At 41.3% G+C, this 20,494-nt stretch carries 15 protein-coding genes and 2 tRNA genes; 13 read left to right on the top strand and 4 right to left on the bottom strand.

Annotation, left to right across the window (positions count from 1 at the left end):
* The first annotated feature begins 28 nt into the window (after nucleotides 1-28).
* A complete protein-coding gene (locus EDD57_RS01605; RefSeq protein WP_131847692.1) occupies nucleotides 29-1,885 on the top strand; it encodes a clostripain-related cysteine peptidase in 1,857 nt (618 codons plus the stop codon).
* A gap of 112 nt (nucleotides 1,886-1,997) precedes the next feature.
* Here EDD57_RS01605 and EDD57_RS01600 read toward each other — a convergent pair whose 3' ends face one another.
* The 4 genes from EDD57_RS01600 to EDD57_RS01585 all read right to left on the bottom strand — a co-directional run bounded on the left by EDD57_RS01600 (nucleotide 1,998) and on the right by EDD57_RS01585 (nucleotide 8,031).
* A complete protein-coding gene (locus tag EDD57_RS01600; protein ID WP_131847690.1) occupies nucleotides 1,998-2,237 on the bottom strand; it encodes a response regulator transcription factor in 240 nt (79 codons plus the stop codon).
* A gap of 128 nt (nucleotides 2,238-2,365) precedes the next feature.
* Nucleotides 2,366-4,486 carry a peptidase domain-containing ABC transporter gene (locus EDD57_RS01595; protein ID WP_131847689.1) on the bottom strand — a complete coding sequence of 707 codons (2,121 nt, stop codon included), beginning with the start codon at nucleotides 4,484-4,486 and terminating at the stop codon, nucleotides 2,366-2,368.
* A gap of 63 nt (nucleotides 4,487-4,549) precedes the next feature.
* The gene (locus tag EDD57_RS01590) at nucleotides 4,550-7,711 is read right to left on the bottom strand and encodes a type 2 lanthipeptide synthetase LanM family protein (protein WP_131847687.1); all 3,162 of its coding nucleotides are present in this window, start codon (nucleotides 7,709-7,711) and stop codon (nucleotides 4,550-4,552) included.
* Between the two features lie 92 nt (nucleotides 7,712-7,803).
* A complete protein-coding gene (locus EDD57_RS01585) occupies nucleotides 7,804-8,031 on the bottom strand; it encodes a hypothetical protein (RefSeq protein ID WP_131847685.1) in 228 nt (75 codons plus the stop codon).
* Between the two features lie 347 nt (nucleotides 8,032-8,378).
* Here EDD57_RS01585 and asnB point away from each other — a divergent pair, with 347 nt between their 5' ends.
* The 12 genes from asnB to EDD57_RS01525 all read left to right on the top strand — a co-directional run bounded on the left by asnB (nucleotide 8,379) and on the right by EDD57_RS01525 (nucleotide 20,460).
* On the top strand, nucleotides 8,379-10,223 hold the full coding sequence (asnB, locus tag EDD57_RS01580) for an asparagine synthase (glutamine-hydrolyzing) (protein WP_131847683.1): 1,845 nt from the start codon (nucleotides 8,379-8,381) through the stop codon (nucleotides 10,221-10,223).
* Between the two features lie 73 nt (nucleotides 10,224-10,296).
* Nucleotides 10,297-10,373: transfer RNA gene (locus EDD57_RS01575), tRNA-Arg, on the top strand.
* Between the two features lie 429 nt (nucleotides 10,374-10,802).
* Nucleotides 10,803-11,402, top strand: coding sequence for a TetR/AcrR family transcriptional regulator (locus EDD57_RS01570; protein ID WP_131847681.1), 600 nt, complete (start codon nucleotides 10,803-10,805; stop codon nucleotides 11,400-11,402).
* Nucleotides 11,403-11,547: 145 nt separating this feature from the next.
* Nucleotides 11,548-13,569 (top strand): YhgE/Pip domain-containing protein, encoded by a 2,022-nt coding sequence (locus tag EDD57_RS01565; RefSeq protein WP_165873628.1) that lies wholly within the window; start codon nucleotides 11,548-11,550, stop codon nucleotides 13,567-13,569.
* A gap of 229 nt (nucleotides 13,570-13,798) precedes the next feature.
* Nucleotides 13,799-14,755, top strand: coding sequence for a metal ABC transporter substrate-binding protein (locus EDD57_RS01560; protein ID WP_131847677.1), 957 nt, complete (start codon nucleotides 13,799-13,801; stop codon nucleotides 14,753-14,755).
* 1 nt (nucleotide 14,756) lies between these two features.
* The gene (locus EDD57_RS01555; RefSeq protein ID WP_131847675.1) at nucleotides 14,757-15,515 is read left to right on the top strand and encodes a metal ABC transporter ATP-binding protein; all 759 of its coding nucleotides are present in this window, start codon (nucleotides 14,757-14,759) and stop codon (nucleotides 15,513-15,515) included.
* A 20-nt stretch (nucleotides 15,516-15,535) separates the two neighbouring features.
* Nucleotides 15,536-16,378, top strand: coding sequence for a metal ABC transporter permease (locus tag EDD57_RS01550; protein ID WP_131847673.1), 843 nt, complete (start codon nucleotides 15,536-15,538; stop codon nucleotides 16,376-16,378).
* 33 nt (nucleotides 16,379-16,411) lie between these two features.
* Nucleotides 16,412-16,846, top strand: coding sequence for a Fur family transcriptional regulator (locus tag EDD57_RS01545; protein ID WP_131847671.1), 435 nt, complete (start codon nucleotides 16,412-16,414; stop codon nucleotides 16,844-16,846).
* 107 nt (nucleotides 16,847-16,953) lie between these two features.
* A complete protein-coding gene (locus EDD57_RS01540) occupies nucleotides 16,954-18,390 on the top strand; it encodes a TldD/PmbA family protein (RefSeq protein ID WP_131847669.1) in 1,437 nt (478 codons plus the stop codon).
* Nucleotides 18,391-19,761 carry a TldD/PmbA family protein gene (locus EDD57_RS01535; RefSeq protein WP_131847667.1) on the top strand — a complete coding sequence of 457 codons (1,371 nt, stop codon included), beginning with the start codon at nucleotides 18,391-18,393 and terminating at the stop codon, nucleotides 19,759-19,761.
* Nucleotides 19,762-19,823: 62 nt separating this feature from the next.
* Nucleotides 19,824-20,318 carry a tRNA adenosine(34) deaminase TadA gene (gene tadA / locus EDD57_RS01530; protein ID WP_131847665.1) on the top strand — a complete coding sequence of 165 codons (495 nt, stop codon included), beginning with the start codon at nucleotides 19,824-19,826 and terminating at the stop codon, nucleotides 20,316-20,318.
* Between the two features lie 50 nt (nucleotides 20,319-20,368).
* Nucleotides 20,369-20,460: transfer RNA gene (locus EDD57_RS01525), tRNA-Ser, on the top strand.
* Nucleotides 20,461-20,494 lie beyond the last annotated feature (34 nt).

The following is a 20,494-nucleotide window of genomic DNA, read 5'->3' as shown; positions in this document are numbered from 1 at the left end:
ATCCAACGTAACCAAAGGGGAGAAACAAATGAAATTTTCAAAAGTTATGCTAGCTGGAGCTTTAACTTTGCTTTCTGTTGTCCCACCGACGGTTTCATCAGCTGCGCCTGCGCCTAAGAGTGACTATACGTTAATGGTTTATATGGTTGGTTCTGATTTAGAGAGTGGTGGCAATTACGCTTCAACTGATTTGAAAGAGATGATGAAAGTTGGATCGACGAAAAATGTGAATGTAGTGGTCGAGACAGGTGGCTCAAATGATTGGGCAAATGGGAAAATCAGTAACAAAGAAAATCAACGCTGGCTCGTCAAGAAAAATGATATTCAGAATGTAGGAAATATCGGAGACAAAAACATGGGGAAATCGGAATCATTGACCGATTTTATTGATTGGTCGATGGAGAAGTACCCAGCTAAAAAGTACGGAATTGTCCTTTGGAATCATGGTGGAGGGTCTGTGGCTGGGTATGGAGCAGACGAGAAGCACGATTACGATGCGTTAACTCTATCTGAACTACAGAAAGCATTCGATAAGTCGCAAGCGAAGACGAATAAGTTTGATATGATCGGATTCGATGCTTGTCTCATGGGAAATGTGGAAGTCGCTAAGTTATTGCAGCCGTACGGCAAATACTTGGTCGCTTCTGAAGAGTTGGAGCCTGTTCATGGATGGGACTATACTCCATTCCTAAAAACGTTGACCACCTCCTCTAAGAAAACAGGTGATGTGGTTGGAAAAGTGATTGCGGATGCATACGTCAAACAATCGGAGGACTTCGGTACCGAAGATGACATCACTTTGTCCGTCGTGGATATGGATAAAACACTGGACATTACCAAAAAAGTAGAGAGCTTAGCGAAGAAACTACAATCCGATATGGAAGATGATGAGGCATTACAAGCCATCGCAAAAGCACGCTTTCGGTCAGAAGATTATGGTGGCTCAGGAGGGGCTGGGGATACCGATATGGTAGATATCGTAGATCTAGCAGATCAATTATCCTCCTTATATCCAAAAGAGACGAAAGCATTAATTAGCTCAGTCGAAAAGTCAGTGATTTATAACATCAATAGCTTGGGGAATCCGCGGGCAAATGGATTATCTATCTATTTCCCATCGGAGGATCGACCAAGCTTTAAATCGAATGTTGTGAAATACGATAAAAACAATTTTTCTGAAACATACGAAAAATTCCTTAAAGGGTATGTGGATCAGTTGTTGAGTGAGAGCAAGGGCATCAAGTCAGAGAAGCTACCTCTTAAAAAATCAGTTCTGACTCAAGCTACTACAGGCTTTGAAGTGAAAGTAAGCCCTGAAGATGCCTCCTCATTGGTAAATGTGAAAGGGATTGTAGGCCAATATGAGGCAGGATCTACCAGTAAAATTCGTGTTCTCGGTGCCGACAATAGCCATGTGAAGTTGGACGAGAAAACAGGCATCATCAAAGGACAGTGGAATCAAGGTTGGCCGATGTTATCCGGACAAATGGTCCCGATGTTTATGACCAACCAGACAGATCAACAGGCAAACTATGTAATACCAGTCAAGATAAATGGTGAAAAAATGGAGTTAGTCGTCCTCCAAAACAAGCAAGCGAATACGTATGACATTTTGGGTGCATGGCGTGGAGTTGATCCGAAAACAGGTGTACCGGATCGTAATCTCCATCAAGTGAAAGAGGGAGATAAGATTGCTCCACTATACCCAACTATTGACAAGAAAACCAATGAGCGCGGGATGGTAGATGGAGAAGAGTTTACTGCCGGGAAAACAGTAAGTCTCCAGTGGCAAGGACTACCAAAAAATCCGAACTTCCTGTATGGATTTGATCTCACCAGCTTTGCACAAAATCACTCTATTTCGGATTTTACTGCTATAAAGTAAGACGAGCAAACCTGCCCACCACTATATGAGAGAGGGCGGGTTTGTTTTATATAGGATGAGCTGTGTTCAGATTAACAGATTAACAGAATACTTCACTAATAAAAAACAGGTATTAGTTAAAAGTTTTATATTTAAGAAAGACCTCTTTTTTAATGTCTATCAAGCCACAATAGTATGCAATGATCCCAATTTGAACACGAGATGTTATATGCCATTTACTCTTAATAGAAGCAATAATTTCTCCTACTCTACGCCTGCTAATGTATAGAGATAAAGCAATTTCGCTATCTTTGTATCCTTTTGCTACTAAAATTGCAACTTCAATCTCCTTGCAAGAAAGCAAATAATCCATATCGACATCTCCTTGTTAATCAATAAAATAAAAATGATATATTTATTATTTTAACATAACCCGAATTAAAAATTTAGTGAGAGATAAAGGAAGGTACCCGTCTAATCTGATCAGATTAGACGGGTACCTTATGTGTCTTGACTTGTGTAGAGAGTGTGATAAAAACCTCTCTGCTCTAGCAATTCCTCATGAGTTCCGCTCTCGACTAGCTTGCCCTCATGCATTACAAGGATCCGATCACTATGTTGGATGGTACTTAATCGGTGGGCGATTATGATTTGTGTACAACGAAGTTCCGATAAGTATCGTTTCACATTCGACTCCCGAACATTATCTAAGGCTGAGGTAGCTTCATCTAACAAGAGTATATTAGGTTGGTGGAGCAGTGCTCGAGCCAGTAGTAAACGTTGTCTTTGGCCACCTGAGAAGTTACTACCACCCTCGGAGACCATCGTACGATAACCTAAGGGTTGCTCTAGTATATCCTGATGGATATCAGCCATATGAGCAGCTCTAATGATCATTTCCATGGGAATTTTTTTATCAAAAAGGGAGATGTTATCCTGAATCGTTCCATGGAATAAACGGGTCTCCTGTAAAACGACGCCTACTTGCTGACGTAAGGATTGTATATTGATATCATTTAGCTGCTTATGATCGAATAAAATCGTTCCTTCTTGAGGCTTATAAAGTCCAATTAGAATTTTGGCCAATGTGCTTTTTCCAGATCCTGAGGCTCCGACGATGGCTACCTTTTCCCCTGGACGAATATGAAGCTCGATATCGGACAGTACATTTTCGCTAAAATAACCATACTTAAACGATACATCTCTTAACTCGATCTCCCCAGAAAGTGGAGAAATGATCTCTCCTTTATTTTCCTCTGGCTTACTTTCAATTACATCTTGTAAGCGTCGGATATAGGAACTTAAGATGATAAATTGGGAGTAGGAAGAACTGAGGGATATAATGGGAACCATGAAAGCACTAGAGAGGGCACTGATTCCTAACAGCTGTCCGAGAGTAAGATTTCCACCAAGGACGAAACCAGCTCCCATCCAGAGGATGAGCAATGGAGTGGTAAATTGAATGCCGCTACTAATGGTATCAAAGGCAGATGTTAAGAGGCTGTGTTTCTTGTTAATGGCTAGTTGATTGGTAAACAGATCATGCCAATGATGGCGTACTTTTTCTTCCGCTCCGAGTACTTTCACATCACAAATACCAAATATATTCTCTGTTAAATAAGCCTGTGTTTTGGTTTGTGCAGAAATTTGTTGATCCGTTAATTTACGTGTCCACCGTGCACTTAATGTAAGGATTAAAAATAAAATGAGACTTAATAAGGTGATGACAAGACCTAAGTGCCACTCTTGATAGAAGAGAAGGCAAGCATAGGAAACAACCAAAATACTATCAATGACGAGAGAAACGGTTTTGCTAGATAGTATTTGCCTGATATAGACATTGGAGTTGGCGCGAAAGACCAATTCGCCACCTTTTCGATTTTCAAAAAAGGAAAAGGGAAGGTGAAATAACTGGGTAACAAACGTGGTCATCAACGCTAGGTCCAATTTTGTTTGTAATAGAACGATAAAATAGCTTCGTAGAAATGAAAATAATTGATGGAATAGAAACAGTCCTAAGATCCCGATTCCAAAAATCGTTAGGTATTCACTTTTACTTGGTAAGATGACTTGATCTGTGATCCATTGGGTTAGTTGCGGAATGAGAAGCCCTAATCCTTGCAATAAAAAGGAGATCAGAATGAGACTGACTAAAAATGATGTTTGTCCCTTGAGAAAAGAGAGTAGAAATCCCCATTGAGACTTTTTCTTCCGAATCTCGAAGCCCTCATCTGGCTCTGCTTGGAACAGATAGCCGGAATATTTTTTCTCTAACTCTTCTATTGAAATCTTCCTTCTACCACTATCAGGGTCCACGATCGTGGAGTAGTTCTTGCCTAGTTGCTCTAAGACTACATAATGACGATTTTCCCAATAAAGGATCGCGGGCATTGAAAAAGGAAGTTCAGTTAGCTTTCCCTTATAAACATTGCATTTCAAATGAAAATCATTTCCTATTTCTAGTAGATTACCCAGAGAGAGGCCTCTTTTTGACACTCCATAGCGCTCTCGAATTTCCGTTAGAGTAATTTTATGACCATAATAGTTTAAGATCATCGCTAGCGAGGCTAATCCACACTCGCTATGTTCCATCTGTTCAATAAACGGTACACGTCTAAACATCAAAACGCCTCATTTATATATAAAATAACCTGAAATGGTGGGTGTGCATTTCAGGTTTTGGTTTTATTTTTTGACTGGCATTTGTAAGGATAACACTGATGGGATTTGATCTGGATGAGCTAATCGTAGTAGTTGGTACCCAATTCCTGATAAGCCAACCAATAGCCCTGGTGTTTCTAGAAAATGAGAGATTCCAGTGAGATAGTTACCTTTCGATTGCTTATATTGAATGGTATGATGTCCGATCTGCCTGGACATCTCTATCCATTGTTGTTGTCCCAGTGCATCTCCAGCCATGAGTAGTAGGTCTGAATTGCCTAAATCACCGTGACAGAGCGATTGGGAATAACCAAATCCGTTCTGAAGGGTAGCTTGTACGGATGCATGGATCTCTTCCTCCAATTGTTTGTCTTGTAAATAAGGCATACATAAAACTCTGCTGACTCCGATGCCAGATGCACCATGACACCATTGGGCTGGAGAAGAAGATGTACCATTTGTCCGCATATCAAGCCAATTCTGTAAACGATTATCATATAAGGAGCGATCATACCGGAGTGCTTTTAGACCCCATTCGTGATACTTCTCTTGGCTGGTGGCACTTGCTAATCTAAATAATGTCCAAGCAATTCCGCTCGTTCCATGCGAGAAGCCGCCTAGTAGAGTCTCCCTATTTTTATTCGTTCGCCATGCTACTCCCTTTTCTGTTTGTACCGCATGTTTAATCAAGTGCTCGCCATAGGCCTGAGCCACTTGTGCAGGATATTCCCAGTTACATTGCTGAGCAACATTTAGCAAGACATGGATGATGCCTGAACTACCATGGATGAGATCGTAGTGTTGATCTTTGTCTACTTTTTCCCCAATGGATTGAATGAGCTTTTCCATATAGGAAGTCCATTCTGCCTTTTCTCCGTATAAACCGGTCATGTGGGAAAGCGTATATAAAATGGATGATTGTCCCATAAAAGCATTTGCATCAGCTACATGTTCTCCAGTATGCAAGGCGGTTTGCAAGGCTGAGTGTGATAAGTCTCGAAACGTACTATTTTGACAGATTTGATCCAAGTATCCATAGAATAATGCTACGCCACAAACACCACTGTATAGACCGAAATCCATGGGTGCTAGTGTCCATAAGTTATTAGAAGTAGGTGATGGACTGATCCATGTTACATCGTCTTTAACTCCATATATAGCTTGTTTGGATAGATGTAGCCCGATTTCTTCTGCCGCTGATATAAGAGGTTGAACAGGTAAATGTTGGGCAGTAGGTTCAGGAGTGAAATGGTACTGCTTCACTTGCAAATGGTCCTTGGACTCAACGTTTCCGAGAATAGATGCATGTATATAGCTAGCCTGCTGTTCGACTTCTTCAGAGGTTAGGGACTGGATTCGCTTCAATACCTTCTGATAGCTGGATTCTGGGAAGAAATGAGGAATTATCTTACCAGTACTAGAGATTAAATCGGTGCTATCAACTATGGATGTAAAGAAAGGAATATCACCTTCTAATAGATCTTCAATCTCATGGATAGTGGATCCATTCTCTTTTCTTCTATACCATAGGCGATCTAATATTTTTTCACGCTCTATCGTATCCTCCATATAGTCGGGGTGTTGGGACTCTAGAAGGAAATCATAGTAGAACTGTGTATTACGTAGAACAATGCGTACCTTATCTTGCTTAAACTGTGCTATGGGCCCCTCGTCGTGGAGAAGATCTGCTCGATGCTCTAACATGATTTGATTAGCTTGGTTGAAGCCATTTATGATATCTCTCACGTAAGGAGTAATTTCTACAAACTGACCGTTTAACTTAGGTAGGTTTTCTTTGAGTTTGACAACGGCATTTTTGCGAACATACCTCATTTGATCTGTTCTAGAATTTTCTTCTTGTAAAATAGGTGTCGGATATTCTTGCTCCAGTCCCCCTAAACCACTCATATCTACCCCTGACTCTTCCTTTCCAGAAAATAGAATGAGAGGGAGTATACCGGTGATTAGTACAGACTCACCAATGCGTTTATTTGCTCTGACTTGGGCAAACTCTTCCAGTGATATGGGAACCTCATTATGGAAGAGTGTTTCTAAGTCAATTAAAGTTGGATATTCTCCTCGGGCAATGATATTTTCGTAATGGAAGTCGACACCATATAATGTATGAACGATTGCTAGCAAGCCGCCCAAACGATGATAAAACCGCTCTATCTCTTCTTCCGAAGTACATCCTTCAGAAGGTACAAACTCTTCCCATGTATAATCGTTTTTACCTAACACACGATAACCATTGAGTGGTGGAGTAAAACCGTGTTGATTAAACCAGTGTAGTAATTCATGAAAATGGTCAGATACCGAAAGGGATTTTGGTTTATAGATGACTCGCTTGGAATCAAACTGAAAGTGCATAACAGTTCTACCTTGTTGATGCGAGTCTCCCATCCCAGCAGAAATGCCAGTAAGTGGTTGATTCGGGTCTATGTGAAATTCTTGGTGAATTTGCTTTCGATCGCTAATATATCGTGTGATAGCTTCTAAGAGTGATTGGATAAAATAATGGGTCCGTGTTATTAAAAGTCGAGCAAGTGTAGGATATTCGTTATAGATGAATTCTAGTTGATCAGGATTCATTATTTTTTGCTTAATAAAAGATTGGAATCGTGCTTCCGAATGATCGCCCTCTAGTTCTCCCATTTCTCTAGCGATGTGCAGCTCTAATACGAGAGTTCTCCCAGCTATGGAGATTAACCCGTCTACCAAATCAAATAAGATAGAATCTAAAACCGAATTTGTTTGTATCATTTGATTTATTTGCGGGATGTGTTGGAAGAAGTCTTCTACTCTTTTTTTTGCCCATAAATGAAATGGGCGTACAGCTAGATGCAAATCCATTTCTGTATCTTCTAAGGGAGTGGATCGGTTCAGTTGTAGTGCTTCATCTAACCAATTCATCCATTCATCATTTTGTTCAGTTTCGATGTTAGTAGCGCACAATATCTTTCCAAATGCGTCTCTATCCAATTGAATAGCACGTAGTTTTTTTTGTAGTGTTGGTTCGTCTAGAAGGGAAACTTCTTGCCATGATTGCAATGCTTCTTCAATCTCTTTTTTTGGTATCTGCTCATGTTCTAAGCTAGTGCAGAATAATTTTGTTCTCTCTTTTAATGTTAGAGACTTATTTATTTGTGGTAGACTCAACTTTATTGGGATGGAGTTAGTATTCATAATTCCCCCTTGGATCGGTTAATCTTGTAAAAATAATAGCGTTATAGCATATTGAAATTTTCAATATGCTATAACGTCCATTTATATCATTCTTAGCATCTTTTACATGGAGTAGCCCATGAGCTCTTCATTCCGCAACCTTCAGCAGCGGTTGTAACGATGATTGTGGTGATGACACGACAAACCGTACCGATACAAGGGTCGCTGTCGCTCAAGCCACCGCCACTAATACGGTTTAGCTCCTCTTGTGAAACTTCAATGTCCTTTTGGCCAGCAGGGTGATCTGCCTTCAGTGCAAGCTTGATGTCTTTACGTGACATATGGATCATCTCCTCGGGATAGTTTGGTCAATAAATTATTATATTGAACACATTTTTATTATAAATTTAAAAATAAGAAACAAACACTTCACAAAATAGCATAAATGGCAAAGAGCACTGTCCTTCGCTTTTCGAAAGACAATGCTCTTTTGTACTTAAGGCAACTTTATAGGTATTGAGTGGAGACATAAAAATTGGCTTAACACAACTTTTTTAGTGTTGTGCAATTTCATGATACCACAAGAAAATGGAAAAGTCTATTTTCTTTCGTCAATCAAACGAGTCATGGAAAATTCCCTGTTTTGCTACATATACATACATTGATACTGCTTAGGGGAGGAAGACGGATGTGTGGAATTGTAGGGTGGATGAATTACGAGGAAAATTTGAGCTATCAGACCAAAATCATTGATCTCATGAATAAACAACATGCCGAGCGAGGCCCTGATTCGGAAGGGACTTGGATCGGCAAGCATGTGGCATTGGGGCACCGGAGATTAAGTGTGATGGATCCAGAGAACGGCTTACAACCTATGGTGAAGCAGTTTGGCAACCAGCAGATGGTGGTTACGTACAACGGCGAGCTATACAATATGGCTGAGCTCCGGACGGAATTGGAGACCCTCGGATATCGTTTTACTACTCAGTGTGATACAGAACTGCTTCCGGCTGCTTACCAAGAGTGGGGAGTGGATGCGCCTAAACGAATGAATGGTATATTTGCATTTGCGATCTGGGATGAATTAAAACAAGAACTATATATCGCAAGGGATCGAATTGGGGTTAAACCTTTATTTTATGCCCATGTGAAGGATACCTTTGTATTTGGATCTGAAATAAAATCTTTGTTGCAACATCCAGATATTCGTCCTGTCATAGACGAGCAAGGGTTGGCCGAAGTGCTAATGATGGGACCAGCTAGGACCCCAGGTGAAGGTGTGTTTCGTGATATTAAGGAATTAAAGCCAGGGCATTGGTTGAAGATATCTAGGCAAGGCATTCAAATCCATCCATATTGGCAGTTAGTGAGTCGACCTCATGAAGATGACTTTGAAACAACCATTACGAAGGTAACCGAGCTGTTTGAGTCTTCGGTTCGAAGACAATTAATCTCAGATGTCCCGATTGGAACGATGCTTTCAGGGGGGCTGGATTCGAGTGCGATTTCCGCGGTCGCAGCAAAGGTGTTTCGTGAAGAAGATAGAGGTCCGTTAACTACATTTTCGATTGACTATCAGGATAATGATCAGTTCTTCGAGCAAAATGAATTCCAACCTAATGCGGATTCCCCATGGGCACAGTTGATGGCCGAGTTCTTGCAGTCTGATCATCATGTTGTATACCTGAATAATCAAGAGTTGATAGATTATATCCCCAGAGCACTCATCGCCAGAGACTTTCCTGGGATGGCGGATATTGATAGTTCGTTGATGCTATTTTCCCGAGAGATTAAAAAGGATTTAACCGTTTGTCTTTCTGGAGAGTGTGCAGATGAAGTATTTGGGGGGTATCCTTGGTTCCATCGTGAAGAGATGGTTCAAGCAGATATTTTTCCATGGGCACGCTTAACACATGAGCGGATTCCTTTTATCCGAAAAGACGTGCAAAATAAAATTCAGCCAAAGGAATACGTGGAAATGCGATATCAGCAAGCGCTAGAGGAAGTTCCACGATGTGATCAAGACACTCCGAAAGAGGAGCGGATGAAAGAGCTATTTTACATGAATTTAACACGCTGGATGCCCACTCTTCTGGATCGAAAAGATCGCATGAGTATGGCTTACGGATTAGAGGTTCGAGTCCCGTTTTGTGATCATCATTTAGTTGAGTATGTATGGAATATTCCTTGGGAGATGAAAGCGCATAATGGTAGAGAGAAGGGCTTATTACGCCATGCATTAAAAGGGATTTTGCCAGATGAAATTATCGAACGGAAAAAGAGTCCCTATCCTAAAACACATCATCCTCTTTATCTTCAAACCATGCAAAAGAAAGTGAAAGAGTTACTCCTTGATAAACAAGCACCTATCTGGGACTTCCTTGATCATCGAGTTGTTCAACGCTTTGTAAGGCAAGATCTACAACAGAAGCATCTTCCCTGGTTCGGGCAATTGATGAATGTCCCGGCCCTACTAGCCTACTGGCTACAATTTAATCAGTGGCTCGTTCATTTTCAAGTTCAGTGGCGTTAACGAAGATCCCCTGCTCTTATTGTGAGTAGGGGATCTTCGTTATATAATGGATGGAGATTAGAAATTGTGCTATGCGCCCGTAGCTCAGCAGGATAGAGCACTAGTTTCCTAAACTGGGTGTCGGAGGTTCGAGTCCTCTCGGGTGCGCCAATGTTATCAAGGGGTTTCGAGGATTCTGTCATCGGGGAAATGATGTCAGAGCCTTTTTATTTTAAAGGATGAATTTTCAATAATGAGACAATGAGGTGTTTGTAGAATGATGACTGAATGGTTTGGTTTCATTTGGTTGTTAGCGTGTGTATCTATTTTTGCATTATCTGTTGTTGCTCTCGTTTTGCTCATCCGTGTTTTATCTGTAGCATTGCCTATATTGAAAAAGTTGAATGAAAGAATAAAGTAGCAGATGTAAGACTTGAGGGTAGGGATTCCGTATAGATGACTAAATTATTTCCCAGAAAATGATGGGGTTTATCCAGTTGTTTTAAGGTAATCATTAGAGTTTTAAATTTTCCCTTTGAAAACGTTTGCATTTCCATGTAAGATGTTCTTACATCGAACGGATACAGGAGAGTGCTTACCATGCGCCATCAAAAAGTGGATGTTATACTTCAAGCGGCTGTAGAGGTATTTTCTGATCAAGGCTTTGACCAAGCGAAGATGGATGATATTGCACAGGCGGCAGGTGTAGCAAAGGGAACGATTTATTATCATTTTAAGAGCAAAGAGGATTTGTTTACCGGATTAATGGACGAGGGTATGGAAAAGTTGATTGGTTGTGCAAAGCGCCATATCGATAGTGAGGATTCCCCAGTCGATCAGATGCACGGATTGATCCGGGCTCACAGTCAGTTTTTTATGGAGAATGGGAAATTGGCGAAGTTACTTCTGAATGAAGCATTTGGAACCAAGGAGCGACAACAGAAGTTTCGTGCGAGTATTCGTGAGTATATTCAGCTAATCGAGTTGCTGATTGAAAGAGGGATTGCCACTGGCGATTTCCAATTTGATTATCCTTCTGAGATGGCCATCGCAATCTTTGGAGCAGGGAGTGTATTGGTTTTGCATAAACTATATGCTCTCGAAGATAATGCATGGACTTCTGAAGAGTCAGAGGAAGTTACTCAGATGATCATTCAAAGTTTGAGTCAGCTCGTTTTCCGTAGTTTGTTAATAAAATAGATACTATTTTGAGGCACAAAGTACTTCCTTTGTGCATATTTTTATACTACAATAGGCATTGACTGACCAGTCAGTTTTTAAACCATAAACAATGCTTTTTTATATATGAAAATAAAGTTTTTCCGACTTGAAGGGAATGTATGTAATGTCCAAACGAAAAAACGCGAAAGCTCTTCTCCTTGAATACTCAGACTTTGCGAAGATCTGGCAAAATAAATCGATGCGATTAGCCATGCTGGGTGTATTGGCATTGCCTCTGGTATATAGTTTTATTTATTTGTGGGCCTTTTTTGATCCATATGAAAATGTGAAGTATTTACCAGTAGCTGTGGTAAATGAAGACGTGGGTGCACATAAGTCTGATCGCACTGTAGAAGCAGGAAAAAAGATAGTAGATAAGCTGAAAGATAATTCGAAAGTGAAATGGGAGTTTGTGAATCGTGAGCAGATGGAAAAAGGATTTAAAGATGGATCGTATGCGCTTGCACTCATTATTCCGAAGGATTTTAGTGAGAAAGCATTAACAGTGGATAGCCCTGAACCGCTTCAAAGCCTGATCGAATATCGTTCTGATCCGAGTCAAAACTATTTAACGAGCCGATTAGGGAATAGTGTGGTTCAAACATTAAAAACGGATATAGGAAATCAGCTGACCAAAGAGTTTCTAACAGAAATGTTTGCTGAGCTGCATAAGAGCACGGACAGACTTCAAGAAGCGGCTGATGGAGCGCAAACGTTATCGGATAAGATACAAGAAGCGAAAGATGGCACTGATACAATTGTTGCTAAGACAGAATTAATTAAAAATGGTGCTAAAGAGGTAGCGTCAGGAAATGCGAAGCTTGTCTCGACACTTCAACAGACAATTAAAGAGGTAGAAGAAGGGTTAAAAAAGCTCGATATTACTGAGGACAACATTAAGAAGATACAGAGTAAAGTACATGAATATAACGATCTTATTCAAAAAAAGGAAGATAAGATAGATAATGGAGAAAGGAAAGATCTATTTCCCGTTATTAAGGGTTTGAAGGAAGAGTTTCAGTTACAGGGGAAAGCGAGTCAAAATCTAGATGATTTGATAAAAAAGCACCCTGATTTAGCTAACGAACCCAGTGTAAAAAGTCTCCAAGATACCCTTCATTTACTCCAAGAACGGAATACAGGTAGTCAAAATGAAGCCAACAAACTAGATAAGCAATTAAAAGAGCTGTCTTCCCCTTCTTCGTACAAAGAATTTGCGAAGTCTTTTCAGACACTGACAACTAGCTTTGATGCCGAGATCGCGAAGCTAGAAGAGAAGAAACGTAAGATCCCGGAAGGATTGAAAAAAGCACAGGAATTAGCAGATGGTAGTGCTAAGCTAGCAGATGGAGTCACTCAACAGAAAGCTGGTTTGGAGAAGCTGTCTAAAGGCTTAGATAAAATCATCAATGAGGGTTCAGACAGACTAGCTTCTGAGTTGCAAGACGGTGTGGATAAGGCAAAGGAATCATTGGTTGCTGATACCGAGAAGGAATCTGTTATGTCCGATCCAGTTGATGTTAAGGAAAACGAGCTCCATAAGGTAACAAACTATGCGACTGGGTTTGCGCCCTACTTCCTTTCCCTTTCCTTATGGGTAGGGGCGATGATTCTCTTTACTATCTTTGATATTTTCCAATTCTCATCCAAGATCTCGTATCGTCCAGTACGACTAGGGATGGTAAGTATCGTCGGGATGATCCAAGCGGTTATTACTTCGTTAGCCCTAACGCAAGGATTGGGAATTAAAGTGGAACTACCGATCTGGTTGTACGTCTTTACGATGTTAATGGGAGTTACATTTATCGCTATTAACCAAATGCTAGTGACGTACCTTGGTAATGTTGGGCGTTTTATGGCGATTGTGATTTTGATGTTCCAATTGGCATCAAGTGGAGGAACATATCCGATTGAATTGACCCCGGACTTCTTCCAGATGATCCACCCATTCTTACCGATGACTTATACGGTACACGGGTTACGAGCTATCTTATCGAGTGGTAACGAGGCCGTTGTATATCACGATGCATTGATTGTATTGGGGTATTTCGTTGGAGCTGTTATCTTGACACAGATAGGTGGAAGATACCTAGGGAAGAAAAAAGCAGCGAAACAAGAGTCATCTATGAAACCACTAGCTAGTTAATAGTAAGGATGCATAGCAATTTTATAATTTGTTGACATGCTGAAGCCTGCGTAGAGCGGGCTTTTTTCTTACTATTTTTGTTAGGTGTCTGCAATTACGGAAATAATAGATGAAGTGAAAGATGTAATAAAGAACATTTAAAACGTAATATTTACGATTTACATTCTTTCATCCCTTCCTATATAATGATGTTACTTTATACAATGAAAGCTTCTGGAGGAAAATAGGTATGAGAAAACAGTATCTTTACGGAATAGTAGCGTCTTGTCTTTTTCTAACTTCTGTAATAGGTTGTTCGTCAAAGGAATCGAAGGATAGCACCAATCAGAATGGTTCGGTATCGATTGTGACGACATTATATCCACTAGAGGACTTTGCTAAGAAAATTGGTGGGAGTCATGTTCAAGTGACCAATATCGTTCCAGCGGGAACGGAAGCTCATGATTTTGAGCCATCTGCAAAAGATTTAGCGAAGTTAAGTAAAGCAAATATTTTTCTATACCATGGATCTGGGTTTGAGTCATGGACGGAGAAGGCAGCTTCCAATCTAGGTAAAAACAAGACGAAAATTGTGAATGCATCGGAGGGGCTGGCGTCAGAAGAGGTTTCGAAAGAGAGTGAAACCAAGGGGGAGCACGATCACGAGCACGATCATAAAGGGATGGATCCACATGTGTGGCTAGATCCTACTTTGGCTAAGAAAGAATCCCGTAAGATTTATGATGCTCTTGTATCGGCTGACCCAACGCATAAAGAGGAATACACTAAAAATTTTGCTGAGCTTGAGAAACAATTTGATCAGTTGGACGGGGAGTTCCAAATGATGGCGAAAAAAGCAACAAAGAAAGAATTTGTTACTTCTCATGCCGCGTTTAGCTATCTAGCTCATCGTTATGGCTTAAAGCAGATTTCGATATCAGGGCTTTCCCCCGAGGATGAACCAACGCCGAAAGAGCTAAAAGCGATTATAGATGAAGCGAGGGAGCATCAAGTAAAGTACATTTTTTTCGAAACATTGGTTAGTGGTAAGATCGCAGATGTAGTGAAAAATGAGGTTAAGGCAGAAGCGCTTATCTTAAATCCACTAGAGGGATTAACAACTGAAGATATTAAGAACAAGCAAGATTATTTTAGTGTGATGAGAAAGAATAAAGAAAATCTAGCGAAAGCATTAGGTGCGATGTAACATGAGTACTCCTATACTAAAGGTGAGCCATCTCCATTTTTCTTATGGGAATCAAAAGGTGCTTGACGATGTGTCTCTGTCTCTCGAAGAAGGGGAATTCCTAGGAATTGTGGGGCCAAATGGCTCTGGAAAGTCCACTTTGATGAAAATTATACTGGGATTGATGCCGTCGCAACAAGGAGAAATCGACCTCTTTGGTTCTCCGATTGCTCATTTTAAGGAGCGCTCAAGAATTGGTTATGTCTCACAAAAGGCAAATAGCTTTAATCTAGGATTTCCAGCTACGGTTCGGGAGGTTGTAGCATCTGGATTGGCAGGAAAGCTTGGGTTATTTCGAAGATATAAAAAGTCAGATTGGCAACGTGTGGATGAAGTGATTGAGCAGGTGGAATTATCTCATCTAGCTAATCGGAACATCGGGAAACTATCTGGCGGACAGCAGCAACGAGCCTTTATTGCGAGGGCTTTAGTGGGGAATCCGCAGCTATTGATATTGGATGAGCCTACTGTTGGAGTGGATGTAAAGTCAACCACTCAATTTTATGAATTGGTGCGGTTTCTTCATCAAAACCAAGGATTATCCGTTATCATGGTTACACATGATATTGGTGTCATTTCTTCTTATGTGGATCGAGTGGCCTGTCTAAATAAGAGACTCTTCTTCCATGGAGAGGCATCCGAATTTCAGCGCCGTCAGAAAGAAATTCTCTCAGCGGCGTATGACTATGATATTCAGCTAGTAGAGCATCATCATCACTAGAGTGGAGGGAGGTAAGCGGTTTGGTCCAGGATTTTTTACAGTATGATTTCTTACAACATGCACTCTATGCAGGGCTTTTAATCGGATTGATCTCTCCGTTGATCGGTGTATATTTGGTTGTGAGAAGGCTTTCGCTAATTGCAGATGCGTTATCCCATGTTACGTTAGCAGGAGTTGCGGCAGGTTTATTTCTTCAGAAGAAATTAAATCTATTTACAGAGATTAATCCTATTTACATGGGGATGGGCTTTTCGGTAATGGGTTCTCTTTTTGTAGAGCGATTGCGACGGATGTATCGTTCGTATTCGGAGATTGCGATTCCTATTATTATGTCTGGAGGCGTCGGACTAGGGGTTGTGCTAATTAGTGCTGCGGACGGGTTTAATGTGGATATTGCAGGTTATTTATTTGGAAATATTTTAGCAGTACGAACGGATGAATTGCAGATGATTTTAATGGTGGCGACAATCACACTATTGGTACTGATTTTATTTCGGAAGGAATTATTTGCTTTGTCGTTTGATGAAGAAAATGCGGTTTTAACAGGTGTAAATCGTTCGATGGTTCATTTTCTGTTTATTGTAGTGGTTGCGCTTGTCATTGCTTCTTCTATTCGAGTAGTTGGGATTTTATTAGTATCGGCGTTAATTACGCTACCTGTAGCGACTGCTTTACAACATACGAATAGCTTTCGACATACATTGATTGCTTCTATTTTATATGGAGAATTATCTGTTATTTTAGGACTAGTGGCTGCCTATCGCTTTGACCTAGCTTCTGGTGGGGCCATTGTGTTAGTTTCTATCATGATTTTGTTATGTGTGTTTTTGATCAAAAAAGTTGTTTATCTGATCGCACGGTGATTTCCATAGATTCGTGATAGGGGCGATTGTAAAATGGATTTACAAGGGGCACTCGAGATACTGAAGAGAAATGGCTATAAATATACGGGTAAGCGTAAAAGGTTAGTTGAAGTTTTTTACCGCGAGAGTCGTTATCTTAGTGCGAAAGAGGTTTTGGATTATATGCAGGAAGATTATCCAGGCCTCAGCTTTGATACGATTTATCGCAACCTAGCTTTATTTGAAGATATCGGCATAGTGGAAACAACTGAGTGGCAAGGGGAAAGGCGTTACCGCTTTTGTTGCGGAGGGGATGAGCATCATCATCATCTCATATGTACGTTTTGTGGGAAGACGCGGACGCTCCATGTTTGTCCGATGAATGCAATTTTAGGAAAGCCTGAAGACTTTGATATAACAGGGCATAAATTTGAAATCTATGGCACGTGCTCAACGTGTAAAGCAGATGTAGCTGTATCTAAAATGTAAGAAAAAGACTTAGGAATGATTCTAGGTCTTTTTTTATTTTTAAAGGAAAATGCGATTAAGAAATGAATTATTTAAATAAGATTTGAATCCTTGTTCGGGAGGAACCTATGGAGCACATAGCTAAGTTCGCAATTCAAGAGGCTGAGAATCTAGGCGTAGAATATATGGATGTTCGTGTTTCCCAATTCATTAAAGAGGAAATCGAAATCCATAATGGGGAGTTAGAGAAGCTTCTGTATCATGAGGATCAAGGGATTGGGATTCGGGTTTTGGTAGAGGGAGGATGGGGGTTTGTTAGTACCCCGAAGCATTGTGAGCAAGAGGTTCGAAAATGTATCGTCCAAGCAATCGAGCTAGCGAAAGCAAGTGGGTCCGTCCGCCAAGAAAATTTGGCATTAAGTCCAATTGAAAAAGCAGTTGCGGAATATCGTACTTCCTTAAAGAGGGATCCGTTCGATGTTCCCTTAGCAGAGAAGATGGAGTTGTTAGAGCAGGCTAATGCGGCCTTACGGGTACAGCCTGAGGTGACGGTTGCCAAATCGATGATGTATATGCATCGAGAAGAAAAGCTCTTTTTAAATAGTGTAGGCTCTCACATTTATCAGGAGACAACGGTTGTGGGTGCAGGAATCCAGGCGATTGCTTCTGATGGGAAAGATGTACAAGTTCGATCTTATCCGAATACGTTTCAAGGTAACTTTCAACAATCGGGTTATGAATATATAGAAGGTTTGGGATTAGTAGATGAGGCAGAGCGGGTGGCACAGGAGGCGGTGCAACTTTTACAAGCAGATGATTGTCCAGAAGGTGTTCAAACTCTGATTCTGCATGGTTCCCAGCTTGCGCTTCAGATTCATGAGTCGTGTGGGCATGCTGTCGAGTTGGATCGTGCTCTCGGTGAGGAATCCGGCTTTGTAGGAGAGAGCTTTCTTACATCGGATTGCTTGGATCATTTTCAGTATGGTTCGGAGATCGTTCATTTAACAGCAGATGCTACCACGGAAGGCGGAGTGGGCACCTATTTGTATGATGATGAGGGAATCGCTGCACAACGGACTCCTCTTGTGGAGGATGGGAAGTTTGTTGGTTATTTGAGCGGCAGGGATACGGCTCCTCGTATTCATAAAGAAAGTTCAGGGGCGATGAGAGCAGTGGGATGGCAGAATGTGCCGATCGTACGAATGACTAACGTTCATTTAGAGCCAGGTGATTTTACGGTTGACGAGATTATTTCCACCACAGAATCGGGGATTTACATGGAAGGTATCAAAAGCTGGAGTATCGATGATATTCGGTATAACTTCCAATTTGGTTGTGAAATTGCTTGGGAGATTAGGGATGGGAAACGGATTAGAATGCTAAAGAATCCTTTCTATACTTCGAATAGTCCTGAATTTTGGTCTCAGTGTGATGCGATTGCCCATGATGATTGGCAATTATGGGGGGTTCCAAACTGTGGAAAAGGTGAGCCGTTTCAAACCATTTTTGTGAGTCACGGTGCATCGACTGCTAGATTTCGTCAGGTACAGATTGGAGTGAGCTAGATGAAAATTCAAGAGCATACGGTAGCGAAAGCTTTTCTACAAGCGTGCGACTTTGTGATTAATACTGGACAAGGGTTAGCAGATCACATTGCCTGTTTTTTATTGGGAGACCAACACACTTTAACCCGGTACGCCAACAATCAAATTATCCAAAATGTACGCAAACAAGATCATACGATGATTGTAAAGGTGATCTTATCTGGACGGATCGGGATGGCATCTTGTAATCAATTTGATGAGCAAACCTTGTATCGCACCGTAAAACAAGCGGTAGAGTTGGCCAAATTTGCACCGATTCACCCTACAGTGGCTGGGTTCCCTGAGCAAGAAATCATCCCTCAGGTGAATGGCTGTGATGAAGCGACAGAACAAGTAACGGCAACTGAGATGGCTAAAATGGTAGAAATGATTGTATCAAAATCAGTAGCGAATCACCTAAGAGCTGCGGGAGCCGTTCAGGTTCAAGTGATGGATCAAGCAGTAGCCAATAGTTCGGGAGTAAGGGTTTATGGAAGGCGGACGAAGGCCGAGGTTCATGCGGTTGTGCTAGGGAAAACAGGATCCGGCTATGCATCAGATACGAAAAGATCCTTTTATGATCTACAAGCAGAAGAAGTGGTACGCGTAGCGATTGAGAAGTGTCAATTAAGCGAAGGTGCAATCGAGTTACCTGCTGGTGATTACCCTGTTATATTAGAACAAAAGGCAACAGCAGAGTTACTATCCTATTTAGGCGTGCTTGCTTTCAACCCTGTTACGTATCATCAAGGGAATGGATTCCTATCGAATCGGATGGGATACCGTGTACTAAGTGAGCAACTTTCCATTAGTGAAGATCCATTGGGAAAAGAAGGATTGCCTGATGGTTTTGATTGGGATGGGCTTCCAAAACAAAAGGTTTCGTTGATCCAAGATGGAGTCGCGACAGGTATGATTTATGATGATGCAATCGGCAAGAAGTATGGGTGTAAATCAACCGGGAATGCGAAGTATCCCTTGAGTCCATCCTTTATGGAGATCTGTCCTTCTCATCTTCATATGGAAGCAGGAAAAACGTCTCGTGCGGATATGATTGCACAGATGGAGCGAGGAATCCTCATTACACGCTTCCACTATGTGGGGGTACTTCATTCAAAGGAGATCTTACTTACAGGCATGACACGCGGTGGGACTTTTTACATTGAAAATGGTAAAATTGTTTCACCAGTTAAGAATCTGCGTTTTACGGAGAAGATTTCAAGTGCTTTTAATCAGGTAGTGGCTGTGGGGGATGAATCGAAACTGCACAGTTGGCCAGGCTCGATGAGTACGGTGAAGGCACCTGATTTAATGTTGTCGACTTTTCATTTTAATGGTGCGGCGAGTCATTAAAAGTAGTGGGGGAGTCTGCTTCCCCACTAGCATGTTGTTTATGACACCGAGAGGAAAATGATATGGAAGAGTTTTATATGAAAGTTGCGATTGAAGAGGCAAGAAAGGCCGAGAAGATTGGCGAGGTCCCTATTGGGGCGATCGTGGTGTTTCAAGGTGAAATTGTAGGGAGAGGTTATAATCTACGAGAAAAGGATCAAGACCCTACTGCTCATGCGGAGATGATTGCGATTCAGGAGGCGGCGGAGCGGTTAGGTAGTTGGCGTTTGATAGACTGTGACTTATACGTTACGTTAGAGCCTTGCCCGATGTGTGCGGGAGCTATCATTCAATCAAGAGTGAAACGGGTCATTTTTGGAACCTTAGATCCAAAAGCAGGCTGTGTGGGATCCTTGATGAATCTGCTTCAGGATACTCGTTTTAATCATCAGACAGAGATTCAATCAGGCGTGCTACAACAAGAATGTAGCGATCTACTCACTCAATTTTTTCGGGGGATTCGTGAAAAGAGAAAAGAGGCTAAAAGAAACCGAGTATTAGATCAATCCAATGCTTGACAAGGGAAATAGATGCACATAGAATTGTATATTGTAGAGATTTTTAATTTGGAGAGGTGTCCGAGAGGCCGAAGGAGGCAGACTCGAAATCTGTTGTACGTCTTCCGGCGTACCGTGGGTTCAAATCCCACCCTCTCTGCCATATCAAGGGTTTGGGGCTTCGACTAACAAGTAAA

The organism is Baia soyae (genome assembly GCF_004341445.1).
Taxonomy (GTDB): Bacteria; Bacillota; Bacilli; order Thermoactinomycetales; family Thermoactinomycetaceae; genus Baia; species Baia soyae.
This window is presented reverse-complemented; position numbering and strand designations above follow the sequence as displayed.

Excerpts from the sequence above, each read along its gene's own strand:
- EDD57_RS01605 (WP_131847692.1), top strand. The coding sequence starts at position 29 with ATGAAATTTTCAAAAGTTATGCTAGCTGGAGCTTTAACTTTGCTTTCT.
- EDD57_RS01600 (WP_131847690.1), bottom strand. The coding sequence starts at position 2,237 with ATGGATTATTTGCTTTCTTGCAAGGAGATTGAAGTTGCAATTTTAGTA.
- EDD57_RS01595 (WP_131847689.1), bottom strand. The coding sequence starts at position 4,486 with ATGTTTAGACGTGTACCGTTTATTGAACAGATGGAACATAGCGAGTGT.
- EDD57_RS01590 (WP_131847687.1), bottom strand. The coding sequence starts at position 7,711 with ATGAATACTAACTCCATCCCAATAAAGTTGAGTCTACCACAAATAAAT.
- EDD57_RS01585 (WP_131847685.1), bottom strand. The coding sequence starts at position 8,031 with ATGTCACGTAAAGACATCAAGCTTGCACTGAAGGCAGATCACCCTGCT.
- asnB (WP_131847683.1), top strand. The coding sequence starts at position 8,379 with ATGTGTGGAATTGTAGGGTGGATGAATTACGAGGAAAATTTGAGCTAT.
- EDD57_RS01570 (WP_131847681.1), top strand. The coding sequence starts at position 10,803 with ATGCGCCATCAAAAAGTGGATGTTATACTTCAAGCGGCTGTAGAGGTA.
- EDD57_RS01565 (WP_165873628.1), top strand. The coding sequence starts at position 11,548 with ATGTCCAAACGAAAAAACGCGAAAGCTCTTCTCCTTGAATACTCAGAC.
- EDD57_RS01560 (WP_131847677.1), top strand. The coding sequence starts at position 13,799 with ATGAGAAAACAGTATCTTTACGGAATAGTAGCGTCTTGTCTTTTTCTA.
- EDD57_RS01555 (WP_131847675.1), top strand. The coding sequence starts at position 14,757 with ATGAGTACTCCTATACTAAAGGTGAGCCATCTCCATTTTTCTTATGGG.
- EDD57_RS01545 (WP_131847671.1), top strand. The coding sequence starts at position 16,412 with ATGGATTTACAAGGGGCACTCGAGATACTGAAGAGAAATGGCTATAAA.
- EDD57_RS01540 (WP_131847669.1), top strand. The coding sequence starts at position 16,954 with ATGGAGCACATAGCTAAGTTCGCAATTCAAGAGGCTGAGAATCTAGGC.
- EDD57_RS01535 (WP_131847667.1), top strand. The coding sequence starts at position 18,391 with ATGAAAATTCAAGAGCATACGGTAGCGAAAGCTTTTCTACAAGCGTGC.
- tadA (WP_131847665.1), top strand. The coding sequence starts at position 19,824 with ATGGAAGAGTTTTATATGAAAGTTGCGATTGAAGAGGCAAGAAAGGCC.